Annotated in this window: 9 protein-coding genes; 4 read left to right on the top strand and 5 right to left on the bottom strand. The window is 64.6% G+C overall.

The genetic code is table 11. The features are described from left to right. Positions 1-3: 3 nt before the first annotated feature. The 4 genes from OHS57_RS21100 to OHS57_RS21085 form a co-directional block, all read right to left on the bottom strand. A complete protein-coding gene (locus OHS57_RS21100; RefSeq protein ID WP_328583011.1) occupies positions 4-2,013 on the bottom strand; it encodes an AIPR family protein in 2,010 nt (669 codons plus the stop codon). Beyond that, entirely contained in the window at positions 2,006-3,016 is a 1,011-nt protein-coding gene (locus tag OHS57_RS21095) for a PD-(D/E)XK motif protein (protein ID WP_328583010.1), read from the bottom strand. Before OHS57_RS21095 ends, OHS57_RS21100 begins: the two co-directional genes overlap by 8 nt. Continuing rightward, the gene (locus tag OHS57_RS21090) at positions 3,013-5,799 is read right to left on the bottom strand and encodes a Z1 domain-containing protein (protein WP_328583009.1); all 2,787 of its coding nucleotides are present in this window, start codon (positions 5,797-5,799) and stop codon (positions 3,013-3,015) included. The genes OHS57_RS21095 and OHS57_RS21090 overlap by 4 nt, the downstream gene beginning before the upstream one ends. Positions 5,800-5,862: 63 nt before the next feature. Continuing rightward, positions 5,863-7,338, bottom strand: coding sequence for an ATP-binding protein (locus OHS57_RS21085; protein WP_328583008.1), 1,476 nt, complete (start codon positions 7,336-7,338; stop codon positions 5,863-5,865). Positions 7,339-7,565: 227 nt separating this feature from the next. On the opposite strand from OHS57_RS21085, the gene OHS57_RS21080 reads away from it, so the two are divergent. The 4 genes from OHS57_RS21080 to OHS57_RS21065 all read left to right on the top strand — a co-directional run bounded on the left by OHS57_RS21080 (position 7,566) and on the right by OHS57_RS21065 (position 13,030). Further along, positions 7,566-8,276, top strand: coding sequence for a hypothetical protein (locus tag OHS57_RS21080; protein WP_328583007.1), 711 nt, complete (start codon positions 7,566-7,568; stop codon positions 8,274-8,276). A gap of 771 nt (positions 8,277-9,047) precedes the next feature. Further along, on the top strand, positions 9,048-10,670 hold the full coding sequence (locus OHS57_RS21075; protein ID WP_328583006.1) for a hypothetical protein: 1,623 nt from the start codon (positions 9,048-9,050) through the stop codon (positions 10,668-10,670). An 8-nt stretch (positions 10,671-10,678) separates the two neighbouring features. After that, on the top strand, positions 10,679-11,074 hold the full coding sequence (locus OHS57_RS21070; protein ID WP_328583005.1) for a hypothetical protein: 396 nt from the start codon (positions 10,679-10,681) through the stop codon (positions 11,072-11,074). A gap of 378 nt (positions 11,075-11,452) precedes the next feature. Further along, positions 11,453-13,030 carry an LA2681 family HEPN domain-containing protein gene (locus tag OHS57_RS21065; protein ID WP_328583004.1) on the top strand — a complete coding sequence of 526 codons (1,578 nt, stop codon included), beginning with the start codon at positions 11,453-11,455 and terminating at the stop codon, positions 13,028-13,030. A 159-nt stretch (positions 13,031-13,189) separates the two neighbouring features. On the opposite strand, the gene OHS57_RS21060 is transcribed toward OHS57_RS21065, so the two are convergent. Further along, the gene (locus tag OHS57_RS21060; RefSeq protein WP_328583003.1) at positions 13,190-13,636 is read right to left on the bottom strand and encodes a tyrosine-type recombinase/integrase; all 447 of its coding nucleotides are present in this window, start codon (positions 13,634-13,636) and stop codon (positions 13,190-13,192) included. Between the last annotated feature and the right edge of the window lie 75 nt (positions 13,637-13,711).

The raw sequence follows: 13,711 nt of genomic DNA, 5'->3' as shown, positions 1-13,711 counted from the left end.
CGTCTACGCCCCGGGGGTGAACCCGAGGGACAGGGCCTCGTTGCGAGCGTGCAGGGCCTGCACCGCCTGCGGCTCGGGGACCTCTTGGTCGAGTTCGAGACGCCTTCCGACGTACTGGGCCAGCTGACGCTGTGCGGGTACGAGGTTGTGGGTCTCCTTGGCCCACTGCTCGAGCGCGTACCACTCGTCCGCGGGGACCATCGTCACCTCATCCCTGGCCCCCTCGTCTCCCTCGGTGCCGCCCGCCAGCGCCTCCTCGTCCAAGGGATGCTCAAGGAGCTCCGACTGCAGGTCGCGGGGGACGGTCCAGCGAACCCTGGAGACCGCGTCCCAACAGCTGGGCTTCTTGGCCCATTCGCCCACGTGGTTGCCTTCGCGTGGATTGGTCACCACCGCCATGACCCTGGGACACAGATCGTCGATCGCGTCTTCGAGAGCCGGCGAGATCCGCTGTTCACGCCAGATCCGGTCGAGGTCGATGCGCCGGTCCGTGGCGAGGGACAGGCGTGCCACCGTGTAGGTCGTGATCATGCTCTTGTAACTGCCTGCCTCGTGGGTCGCCGCGATGCGGTCGACCGCGTTGAACAGAACAGCCATCGCGATCACGCGTTGGCAGTACTGCACGTCGACGTGAGGGGGCGCCTCGTCGATGCGGATCATGAACGCCGCAAAATTCTTCTGCGCTCCACGACTGACCTGGAACGGAAGGTGGTTCCAAGAGTTGACGTACTTGGCGAGGTCCGCCTTCGTGAACTTCTGCCTCGTAGGGTTGAGCTTCTTGAAGGTGCGCTGCTTCGCAGGGGTCCGGGCCTTGGCCACCTCGTCGGTGTACTGGCCGCGTGCACGCTCGTAAAACCAGTGAGTCTCCTGACCGCTCCCGTCGGTCGCCGACGCCCAAAGGGATCGCGTGATCCGCTGGACGGCCACGTGGTACTCGTGGTTCGAACTGAAGTCGACCAGCGTCACCCGGTTCTGTGTGTTCGAGTACTCGGAGATCATCGGCACGATCTCCGCGAGCCGCTCGGGTGACACCTCCGTCAGTTTCATCTGTACCGACACATGCGAGAGATCCGCCTTGTCGCGGCTCTGCGCGTAGTGCAGTGACGCCGTCGTCTGGCCACCGTTCACCACTTGGAGTCCGTGAACACGGGAAATGCCTGTCGGCTGTCCGTCCGGGCCGTGCACGAAGTCGACCTGCGAGGCGGTCGCCGTGATGCCGTTGTTGTACGCCAGGAACCTGCCGGGCGCACTCAGGAGCGTCTCCCTGATTCCCCGGTTCACCGAGCCACGGGCCTGCAGGAACGAGCGGACGTTGAGTTCGAGGAGTCGGGTGCCGTACTCCCCGTACAGCTCGGCCAGTCTCCGCCCCGGGATGACCGCCATGGCCACCGAGTGGTCCGACTCGCTGCTGGGCGCGGAGACACACGGCAGCGGAGGTTCGAAGGAGACCACGATGGGCTCGCTGATGCTGCCGGACGTCGCATGGCGGTGCAGCCGCGCCAGGTCCCACACCTCGTGGGTCACGGGGAGACCGTCGAAGTCGGTGGGCGAAACCACGGTGCTGGTGCCGACACGGTTGCTGAGGAGGAAGAGCCGGATCCTCTGTACCTCGGTGAGGGCCTTCTCGACCGCCGCGCACATGTCGTAGACATCGAACGACTCGTCGATGTGCTGACGCAGCCCGTCCCGGCACCGTTTTACGAACGTCAGCAGCCGCTTGAAGGCCGTCTCGGTCTGGCTCTTCGTGAGCTTGGACTCCGAGGGGCCCAAGGTGAAGTCCGTGACGAACAGGTCGAGGCACTCCCCGGACTCCCCGATGCCATATCCGTGGACCAGATGCCCTTGCGCCTTGTGGTAAGCGGTGAAGGTGTTGGAAGCGATGCCCGCCTGCTCCAGGTCTTCGAAGACCCGTCGGGTGAACGCCTCCGGGGGGTTGGTTCCCTCAGCGTCGGCGGTCGCCTGGACATCTGCCACGAGATCGCGGGAGTACTCGGACAGGTCGAGCTCAGGCATGCAAGCCCCCGATCAGTTCGGTCACCTCGTCGGTCGTGGCACGGTACTGATCCAGCCCCGAGGTACTCACGTGGTAAGTGCAGTCGCCGACACCTGCGGCGAGATCCGCTTCAACAATTCTCGGAAAATCCCCCCGCACATGCCAGAAGTGCAGGTCGCGAAGGGTGTAGCGGGGCTCGTCGTACATGTCTCGCTGTCCGGGAAGGTATCCGGCTCGGACGAGACGCCCATCGAACTGAGCCCGGTCAGCGGAGCTGGTGAGCCGCTCGCGTATGCGTTCGACCAGCCGGTTCAGACTCTCGCCCGAACCACCACGCCGTTCGTCAAGCATCACCAGTGCCAGCAGCAGCGCGGGCGTGCCGGTGCCGTCCAGCTGCCGCTCGCTGGCGATACTGATGCTACGCGGACGCTTGGCGGTGCTGGCCTTCGCCTCGATCGCCACCTCGGATAGCTGGAAGTCCTGGTTGGCTCCGCTCGGACCAGTCCACGCCTCCACGGCGTCAGCCGGGTCGACGGCGGGCAGGACGTGCTCTCGGAGTACGAGGAGCTCGCCCGCGAGGCCGCGGCGCGCCTCGGGAGCCAGGCCGGCCCTACTTACGGAGCGAAGGAGGTCCTGCCACCGCTCGAACCTGTCCACGGCGGCGGTCAGGGCGGCAGCGGCCTCGGGGGCGTCCCTGACGGTGTCGGCAACGTCGGTGACGAGCGGGTTGAAAACCTCACGCAGTTCGTTCGCGGTCAGGACCACCTGGAGTTCGTACTCGAGCCGCGACACCGCGCTCAGGTTCATCTCCAGTCCGGCCGCACGCGGCAGCCGCCCCACCGAGCGCACGATGTGGTCCGCGGAGCGGGCGTCGGTCCTGAGAACCAACATGCGTTGGTGACCGGGGTGGGAGACGGACAGGAAGACGTCCAGAGGAGCGTTCGGGTGTAGCCGAAGCCGGGACCTACCGGGCGTGCTCTGGGGGGTCTCCAGGCCACGCCACTCGGCCTCGGTGACGGTCACTCCCCGCCCTCCTCGTCGTCGAAGGCGTCGAGGCCCTCCTGCTGCCAGATGGTGTTGACGACGTACTCCGTGTCGGACTGGTGCTCGGAGCGGGGGAAGCTCACCTTGAAGCCCACCAGAGGCGGCTCTGCCTCACCGTCCGGAGAGGCCGCCGGCCGCTCGATCAGGTAGATCAGCAGCAGGGCCTGGTCGGGCCTCCTCTGCCAGCGTAGGTGCTCGCCCGAGGGGGTCTGGGGAACCTTCTCCTTCTTCTTCATCGCCGCGGCTATCTGCGTGGCGTCAAGAGCGGCCTTCACCTGGGCCGGTTCGAGGTCGAGGTACTCGTCAGGCGGGCTGAGTACCCGGCGGATCGTGTAGCGCCCCTCCGTCCTGAAACCGGGATTGATCGCCGCGCGGGTCACCGGCCCGATGGTGTGTCCGGCGACGTTCTGCGGATCCTGTGCCGCGGACTTGCCGACCAGGTGCACCGTCCACTCGTGCAGTTCGCCCACCGCCACGCACTGGTCGATGTACTTCGCGATGAACCTTGGACGGACGCGCTGCGCCATGCGGTCGGTCTCGTAGCTGGAGAGGAAGTCGGCAATCACCTCGGAAGGCACCGACTTCCACGCGACATTGCCGCCCGGAACCTTCGACTCGGCCGCCGCGACGCCGTCGAGCCGCTGGACGAAGTCCTCAAGTGCCTTGAGGTTTTGGTCAACGGTCTTCTCAGCAAGGTTGAAGATCACAGTCTCCGGGCCCTCGCCGGAGTAACTGAGCATGACCTTCGTACCCTGGCGCATCTTGTTGGTGGCTGTGATCGCGAGGCCGAGCGAGGAGGCACGTACCTTCAGCCCGAAGTTCCTTGGGGTGAGGTTGAGCGCGGCCATTTCCTCCACCTCACGGCGAAGTTCGTCGGTCGCGGCGGTCACCTCGACGTACTTGGCCTGGAGGTCGGACGTCGTGTAGAGACGGCACAGGTCCTCGTACCCCGGGCGGAATCCGAACCACCGGCCCATCTGCAGCAGGGTGTCGTAGGTATTGGACGTACGCAGGTAGTAGCTGACGGTCAGCCCTTCCAGGGTGAGTCCTCGGGAGAGTTTCTGACCTCCGATGGCAATGACGGAGAGACCGGTCCTACGGTGCTCGTAGTAGTCGAGCGCGTCACGTGAGGCGCCGTTCACCGTCTTGACCACGATCTTGCGCAGGGCCGGCGTGACCTGTGGGGCCACCTCCTCCCAGGTCAATGGCTCGGCCTCGTCCGCGGGGAAGTGGTCCGTGGTGGGGACGAAGTCGCGCTCCCACAGGGCTTGGAGCTCTGCCATCCGCTCCGGAGCCTGCCCGTACCGGTCACGGAGCGAGTCCACGAGAAGGCCCAGATGGTCGGCCACTTGGTCACGAACGATCCCCTGGACCGCGGTGAAGCGGGTGACGTGCACCAGCATGGAGTTGTGCACCTTCGTCTGCCCCCGCGCCCTGCGAGCGGCACACGAGAGCACGAACGAGGCGATCGCCTCACGCAGAGACTGGGGTAGGTCGTCGGACGGGACAAAGGAGGACTTGTGCTTGCTCGGAACCCAGCTCTCGGCGTCGTCCACGGGACGCACGAGCGGCAACGGGGGCACGTCGTCCTCGTCGTCGTTGTCGACCTGGAGTCCGAAGACCCGCTCAGGGCCGAGGTAGTTGGACGGTGAGGGCAGCGTCCGGATGAAGCTGTCGGGGAAGAGGTCGGCGCCGAGGGCGGCGTGGTCCACATCGGGATCAATGTAGATGTTGGCGTACGGCGTCGCGGTGTACCCGACGTAGGCCGACTTCTCGAAACTCTGCATGAGGTCTCGGATCGCGGCGTTGGTCTTCGTCGGATCCGCGTCAGGGTCCCGCTTGGTGTTGATGGAGGCGTTGTCGGCCTCGTCGTCGATGACGAAGAGCGGGATGTCACGCACGACCTTGCGGCCGGTCTCATCCTCGGCGCCTTGTACCTCCGTCACCCACGTACGGAGGTACTCAAGGATCTTCCAGTGCTTCTTCACGACGAGGACGACCGGGAACCGGCCGAGGGGGAAGTTGACCGCGTTGGCCGCCTGACGACCGAAGTCGCCCTTCTCGGAGCTGTTCGTGGGCGACGCGATGTCGAGCCTCTTGGCGCCGGGCATCCGCCCAGCACCCATGAGACGGGACTTCCCGTTCTGGTTGGACCGCTGCTGGTGCTGTGTGTCGAAACCCAAGAGGCCCTCGTCGACACGCAGCTGCGTCTGGCTGCGGAGGTCGTTGTGGATTCCGGCCAAGACCACCACGAACTGGTATCCCGCGTCCACGGCCTTCGCGGCGAGCCCGATGTACTGCCCTGTCTTGCCCGACTGAACCTGACCGATCACAAGGCCGGTACGGCGCCAGGATCCGATGCGGCGCGGGTCCTCCAGCTGGCTCAGGACCTCGTCCGTGCTCTGGTCCAGCCGACGCACGACTACCGGGGGCAGGCTACGGACGTCCTCGAGGTAGCGACGGTAGCGCTCCCAGAAGTCCCATTCGCGGTCGTTCTTCGCCTCTGGCAGCCACGGCTCGTGTCCCCTGTCGCTCTCCAGTCCGGAGGAGCCCTCCTGGAAAACGGCGGTTATGGCCTCGATCTCCTTGGCCAGCTGGTCTCGATCGACAACCTCCCCTTGGCCGGCCAACATCCCGAAGATGACGGTGACGGCGTTCTGCACCTCTTCCGGAGTCGGCTGACGGTCCTGGGACAGCAGCGCGAGAACCAGGCGCCTGGCTTTGGCAAGGGACTCGAAGGAGTCCTCAGGGGTGGAACTCACAGCTGACCTCCAGCTGAACGGGGACGGTATCGGGCAGGGTAGGGGCGGCTGCTGACAACGGGCTCACCCGCTCCAGAAGCCCTGCATTTGGTCGAAGGGGGGCATGGTCCGGAGTCGCTCCCGGGCGGCTGCGGGCGAACGACCGTCGGAGACCATCGCCTCGTAGATCCGTTGTGCGACCTCCGTCGCGCCGGCGTCGGCAGGTCCCGGACCGCCGAAGGGCTCGGGGTCGTCACTGGTGTCCGTCTCATGCATCACACGGAGGGCCGTAACCGGCACGGTCTCCTCCAACAGGCGGATCAGGGCTCGCACGTCATCTGTACTGGCGCCGCCGGGGCGTAGCGCCGCCCTCACCAAGGGGTGACCACGGTTGATCCTGCAGGTGACCTGGTCACTCGCACGGCGGACGTTCCACGCGTAGAGGAGTGGGTCACCGTGCGTTCGCGCCGCGATCTGCCCGCGGTGGCGCAGCACGTCGGCGGCTCTCCTCCGAGCCTGCAGAGCGATCCGGCGGAGGTGGGGACGCAGGCCGACGGGCGGCACAACGCTGGACTTACGGACGTCGACGCCCCACTCGACGTCCGTCCCAGCGGGGATGTCCACGGCGATCCGTGCCAGGTTGTACTTCTCCTCGCGGCGTACACCGCGCTGGCCAAGCCAGTCACCGGCCAGGATCAGACGGTCCCGCCGGTACACGTAGAACCCCTGCTGGTCGAGCCAACCGCGTGGGCCGCTGGCCTTGTCGTACTCGGCAGGCGTGAGCCGCTGCTCGCTGGGGAGGACGAACGCCTCCACTCGTACGAAGCCGGTGCCGAGCGGAAGTTGCTCCACAGGGAGGGGCTGAACAGAAGGGTGCCCGGAGAGGAAGGGGTCCCAGGGCTCGACCGGGCTACCGGAGACACGCATGGTGCGGCGACGACTGCCCGTCAGGAACCGGGCGAAGACCATGCCCAAGTGCGACTCCGCGCGGGCGGCCTCTGCGTAGAACTGCTTCTGGGTCCGCTCGTCGTCCTCGGTCACGCCGTCGACGTGGTATCCGTTTAGCCGCCGCCACAAAACGACCGTGCCATGGTCAGCCCTACCGCGGATCCTGTCGAGCAGGTCCGCCGTCGCCTCGTCCGCGCCGTGCAACAGCCTCCACTCACCGAACTTCTCAACGACGTCGAGATCCCACGTACGTACGTGCCACTCTCCGGAGACAGCGGTCGCGACGGTGAGCTGACGGGCCTGGGAGAACGACGCGGACTTGAGTCCGACGCCGAAGCGCCCCAGGTCCGTGGCGGTACGCGGTGTGGCGGGACCGCGCGCAGCCACGGTCATGGCGGTCACGAGATCGTCCGCACTCATCCCTTCGCCGTTGTCGACGACAGCGATCCACGAGTCCTGTCCAGCCCATGTGAACTCGATGTCGATGTTGGCTGCCTTCGCGGAGATGCTGTTGTCCACGAGATCCGCGATGGCGGCGGGCAGTGAATAGCCGAGAGAGCTGAGCGAGGCGACCATGCCTGCAGGTTCAGGGGCTGCGATGTCGTATTTCATGCCCAGTTCCAGCCCTGCTCCCCGTTGCAACCCCTTGCCGACGCGTGGTGTCCGAGCGATCCACGGAGCTGAGAACCGAGACGTTCCTCTGGACGTCTCGCAAGTAGCTCTGTTCTCATCCCCCGGGCCAAATCCCCACCTATGCAGGATGGTAGTTGAGCCTGGCCAGCAAGGTCGGTGCCTCGGCTGGTCTACATCGCTTTCCCGCACCGGCGTAGTCTGCGGCGGTGCTCCACGAAGTCACCGAGGATGGCGGGCTGGGCTTCTGCCATCACGTCCTTCCGGGGCTGCTGCCACCCGGCTACCACGGTCCGTTGGTCGTCGCCGTCGACTCGAACGTCCTGATCGACCTCCAGCAGCATGGGGCCGCGGTCATGAACGATGAGTCGCTGCCCGATCGAGTTGCGGCGGACATCGCCTACACCAACGAGCTGTACGGCCTCGCGGACCTTCTCAACCTTTGGCTGTTGCGCGATATTCGATTCGTGGTAACCCCCCGCTCGAAGACCGACGCCAAGAAGGTCACCGAGCGCTTCCTGGAACAGCGGCTTCCGTCGATCAACGCGTTAGCGGACAGCTTGGCATTCCAGGTGGGAAACTGGTCTGTGCCTGCGCCGTCGCACGGACCGTCGCCCACTCCCGTCGGTGAAGTGACCGGCCTTCCTGATGGCGCTGACCGCGACTTGGTACTTGAGGCTCAGGCCGTTGGCGCTCACGTTTTCCTCACCCGTGACCGGCTTGTCTTGGAACGTGCGGAGCTCGCCGGGCCCCCTATGGCCCTGCTCCCGCCCCAGGGCTTGGCGGCCGAGCTCGTTGCCGCCGGAGTCCAACCTCTCCTCGGGGGCACGTGCGGCGGCGACGGGTGCCCGTACCTTGACTGGGGGCTCCCCGCCCCAGATATGGGCAAGTGGGGCGGACTCCTCTCCGTGCTGGAGTAGCCGGAGAACCGAGGTCGGCGGCGGCATTCACGGGGCGAATCTGGCATGGGCTCTTTTGAGTTGGGGAGGCTGCCGGACCATGACTTCTAGGTGGTCTGCCGAGAGTCGTTCAGCAATCTCCCTGTCATCCCGCTGAAGATCTTCCCGCGCGGCCGGGACTGTACGGCAGAGCCGAGCGCGTGTTCGCGCTCCGGGAAGCAGAACGGAACACACGGCTCCAGTACGCCCCGGATCCTGCGGGATTCGTCCGGGTGTTCCGACGCTGCTCGCGATCACGCGCTGGTCACCGACCTGATGCGCAAGCTCGACAACAGGCGCTGCCCGCTGGGAGCCAGCCCGCTCCCGAAGCCTCGTCCAGACAGCCCGAGACCACTCCAATCCAACCTCCTGAGCAGGCAAAACACTAAACTGCTCGGTGTCGTTCTTGATCGAACCTCATTCGGGACGAAGAGGTCGTGGGTTCAAATCCCGCCACCCCGACCCAGGTCAGAGGCCCTGCAGGATCATCCTGCAGGGCCTCTGGCGTACCCGTACAGCAGCGAAGTACAGCAATCGTGCTGGTTAGCGCTCCGCGCTATATCTTGTTCGGCTCCCGGGGTCCGGCTTACCCGCGCCGATGCAAGGCACCGGTCTGGCTGCTTTCAGTCAGTTTCCTCCTCGAAGCGCCCGGTGCCGGACTTGTTCCTGGGTTTCAGTAGCGAGGCAGGCCAGGCACGAGGAGGATCGGCATCCTCGTTGGCTTGGTGACGGGAACGAGCGCCCGGGGGGGCAATGTCCACGACCGAAAAATCCTCGATCTTCGCAGTACCTGCTGTGCCGATCGGCCCGGCGACCGAGGGACAGTCCGATGAGTACACAGGACGCATCACCAGGCAGTTATGCGCAGCGGCGTACGTGCGGCCTGATCGGCTGGCGAACGTCCGGAGCTGGGTGCTCGCGTTACGTGCACAGCTGATCGCTTGGGTGCGGAAGCGCCTGCACTTGAAACCCGTGGCTGCGCCGAAAGCCTCGTCGCCAGAGAGCGAACCTGCGGCGCCGTCGGTAGTGCTCGGGCCGGACTACGCGATGTGGGTACGGAAGCGGATCACCTCACAGGCCCGTCGGGTACCGACGCACGCCTTCGATCAAGGACCCGTCCTGCGGGTCTGTGACATGGCCATCCGACAGGTGCGAAGGCGTACCGCCACCCTGGCCGCGGTGGTGCTCGGTTCCTTCGGCTTAGCGATCATGGGCTGGCTTCCGAGCGGGACGGCCGCCATCCTCGCGCTGATCGGCTGCTGGCTCGTCTACCTGGCAGACAGGTACGCCGCCCAGCAACGGTCCAACGCGCTCCTCTCCGGCGGCCTGCCCACCGCGCCATCCGACTCACAGAGTCCCGCCCTCCCCTATGTACGCGAGGCGGGCCGTGGCGGGCCGCGCGACCGATTCCTGGGCGCCGGCCTGACTGCGTGGCAGGAGGCGGTGATCGGCATCGACGTCGAGTCCGCGCCCGAGAGCCAGGATGACGACGAGCCCGCTACCCCGTTCGTCCCAAGGCCGAAGACCGGGTCGAAGAACGAGGACGTCGCCGCAGCAGTCCTCGCTGCACTCTCGCAGCACGGCAAGCGGACCAGCGCGCGCAAGCCGATGAAGCACTTCCGGGACACCGACCTGCACGCCTACATCATCAAGCGGCTGTCCGACCCCGCACCCACACATGACCGCCTCCACCCGAAGCTCCTCATCGACGTCATCGGCATAGCCGGCATCTCTCGAGATCGCTGGGCAAGGCTGGATGACGACGCCTGGCGCGGACTGGCATCCCTCGCGGCGAACGACAAAGTCAGCAGCCTGCCGGGCACCGACACCGCCCGTCGCTACGTCTGGGCTCGGATCACCGACTGGAACGGCGAGCTGGTCGCATCTGTCCTGGTCCACTTCGCCTACGCCGGCGGCTTCCTACGCGTCACCGTCCGGCCGCACATCATGGCGCCACTCAACCCTGCTGTCGACGGGCTGAGCGCCACCGCACCGCTGACGTCCCGGTGGCTGAGCCGAGCCGGCCTGAACGCCGTCGGGGACATCGTCGTAGGAATCAACCGGCTGTTCCGCGGCCGCACTTCCCGACCAGTCCCCGAACTCGGCGAAGATCCCGGGCCGGTCAGCCTGCGGGAGGTCTACAGCCTGCGCCGGATCGAGGACATGCACACGAACGACGATGCCCGCTACTACGTCCAGATGATGCAGCGCCGTGTCTTCGACTCCACCGAGATATTCCTCCGCGACCACAACGTCGACATCGCCGCCTACGCGCAACAAGCCACCGCGATATACAACTTCGGCGTCATGAACGGCGGCACCATGAACGGCGCCGTTCAGTCAGCACCCTTCTCCAACGACGCTCAGATGAGTTAGGAGTCGCCATGCCCCTCGGCCGCAACCATCCGGACCCCAACCCCAACGGCGCCAACTTCGGCATCATCAACAGCGGCTCGATCAACGGCCCCGTACAGGCCGCAGCCTTTTCCTCGAACGCCTCACAGACCAATCACATCGCTCCCGGCGCAGTGGACCACGCCCAAGACAGCATCACCGATCTACGCCAACGCCTCGAAGCTCTCCGCCTCCAGCACCCCGAAGCCGAACAAGCCCTACGCGCCTTGGACGCTATCAGCCCGCGTCTCGCGGCTCCCGACAGCGACCCAGGTGCACTGCGCTTCATGCTCGAGACACTGACCACCACATGTGCCGCGATACCCAGCGTCGTCACCGCCGCCGAAGCCGTCCACTCGGCAGTTGCGGCCCTCCTGCCTGCTTAATAAGGATCTCCCCACAAGCCGCTCAGCCACCTATGTCCAGGCCGACACCGATGCATTCTCTGACCAAGTCGCCGATGCCGATAGCCTCGGGCTTTCTCAATAGGGACCTCGACCGGTTGATCGCGGGGAAGGAGGCTCTGGACTCGGCGTACAGCCAGTGGGCAACTCAAACATGATGGCGAGGCTGACCTGCGGCATTGGTTGATTCTCGGAAGACGTACCGGGTACCGACCATCTACGTCGGAAGTACGAAAGCGGAGGCAGTCCACCCAAGCAGCGGAAAAGCTGGTGCTCGCGGCGACTTGACTGTTAAGCTCCCCGTCACTTCGGCCAGCGACCCGTGGCGCCAAGGCAGACTCGGATGAACAGGACTGGCACATGGATGAGGTCGAAGTATCTGCAGTCTTCGATGCACTCAGCGAAAAAATCATCAGACTGAACGACTGTACCGAAGCCGATCGCGAAGAGGCAATGCGGTCGCTTATCCGCCTGGACAGAGCAGTCGACGAGAGTACACAAGACGGAATACCACGGGCTCTGCTTCGTTTGATGTTGTCGTCCGTGATGATCAACATCGCTGCAGATGCTCACGACGTGGAAGGGCTCAAGACCGGTGTCAAGTGGGCGGCACAACTGATCGACGACGAGGCTCTCCCTTGGAAACTACGTCAGCAGGGGCGATACAACTACGCCAATGGGATTCTGGAGAGATACCAAATAGAGGAAGCAACCGACACATGCGGCCACTTCTCTCAAGTCTCTGATCCTGAGTTCCGCCTCAAGAACACTGAAGACCTTCGGGTTGCACGTACCCTTCTCAGCTCGGTCGGGAATGACGCTGCAGTTCCACCTCCAGCTCGGTCGCGGGCACTGTGCAATCTCGGAAACGTCCTCGATGAATCAGGACGTTGGGTGGAATCGTACGCCGCATACACTGACTCACTACTTGCCGATCCGAGCAATGGGAATGCTGCTGGCAACATCGCGGAGCTGTTGCGTCGTAGGCTCATGATTGGCACTGGCCAGCAAGGACACCTCGCAGCCGTTTATAACCGGTACGTGCTTCTGGCGCAGGTGCTGGACGAACAGACGGTCGAGATCGCAGGTGTCGGAGCTGCAGAACGATGGCGCTCGTTGGAACTCGCAGATACCGAAGGGCACCTCTCCCACACCGGTAACACGCTCGACCCGTATCAGCAATGGATCGTCAAGCATCGTCTAGCTCTTGTGGAGGTGGTTGAAGGGCTCGGCTCCGACGGCGAGCGCTGGGATTCCGCATCCGTTTCTGCAGTGGCTGCAGATTCCACAGATGCGTCAGTTCCAAATATTTTCGCGGCCTTCAACGTCCTCAAGGCCGAATTCCTAGTGGCGCGTCGACTCGCCTTCCGCGGCGTCACCATGATCAACGAGTCGGAACTCCTCCAGCATCCGGATGACAGCGGGGTCTACACCGACACGCTCGACGGTGGCTTCTACGGCGAGGGAACAGCAATGCTCCTGCTGGCACAGCGCTCCGCCCTTGACGTCCTCGACAAGATTGCCGTTACCGCTAATGAACACTTCAAATCTGGGATGAATCCAGCGAAGGTCGGATTCACCAAGTACTGGATGGACTCCAAAAGCAGCGATATTCGTCCTTCCCTAACTGCAGGTGACGCCGGCCGCCGACCGATACTAGCCCTCGCCGAACTGGCCATCGACATAGAAAATGGAATGTATTCGGATGCGAAGTTGTTGCGTAACGCGGGGACCCATCGACTCGTGCATGCAACATTTGGACGCCCCACCGGTCCGACCAAGGAAACCTTCAGCTCCGTCGATATTACGGAACTAGAGAAGGCGACCATCTCAGCGCTTTGGGTCGTTAGGGCGGCCTATCTCTACCTCGTTGACCTTCTCGATAGCCAGGCTCCCGAGGGAGGCGACGGCTTGATCTCTATCCCTAACCAGCGTTAAGGCAGCCGCTGCTGAGCCGAGCATCGCCTTCCAAGTCCGTTACAAGAACCCGTACCACCGCATGAACCATGAGATTGACTCCCAAGTTCATGCGGTGGTTGATCGCAAGGCTCAAGCAAAAGGGCGACGGTATTTTAAGTCACCAGACTACCCCTTCTTTCACCGCCGCCTTTCGTCGCTTTCCGCCGGTTCGGAACTACCACTCTCATGAGATGAAGCCGACCAGTCCACTCGGCCGGCACCCAGGCTCGTGCCGAGCTTGCGGAGGGCCTTGCGCGTCTCCTCCAAGGGGACGTGGGTGTAGACCTCCATCGTTACGGCGATCTGGGTGTGGCGGAGGATTTGCATCGCGACACGTGGGTGGACGTCCAAGGCCGCGAGCAAGGAGCCGCAGGTGTGGCGGGTGTCGTGGACGCGGATCAGGCGGACGCCGACCTGCTCGCAACGAAAGGCGAAGCGGCGGTTGAAGTTGCGGAGCTCGACCGGGGTGCCGTATCGGGTGGTGAAGACGAGGTCGGACTCGGTCCACAATTCGCGGGCAGCCAGCTTGTGGGCGTCGCGGCCCTTCTGGCGAAGGAGGAGCGCTGACTCGCAGATGTCCGGCAATGGGAGGACGGCCTCTGATGCCTCCGGGAGAACAGCGATCAGTCACAGCGCAAGAAGGGGTGGCCTGGCGTCTCT

Source organism: Streptomyces sp. NBC_00370 (assembly GCF_036084755.1).
Classification (GTDB): domain Bacteria; phylum Actinomycetota; class Actinomycetes; order Streptomycetales; family Streptomycetaceae; genus Streptomyces.
The sequence above is the reverse complement of the archived record's forward strand: the minus strand, read 5'-3'. Positions and strand labels throughout refer to the sequence as shown.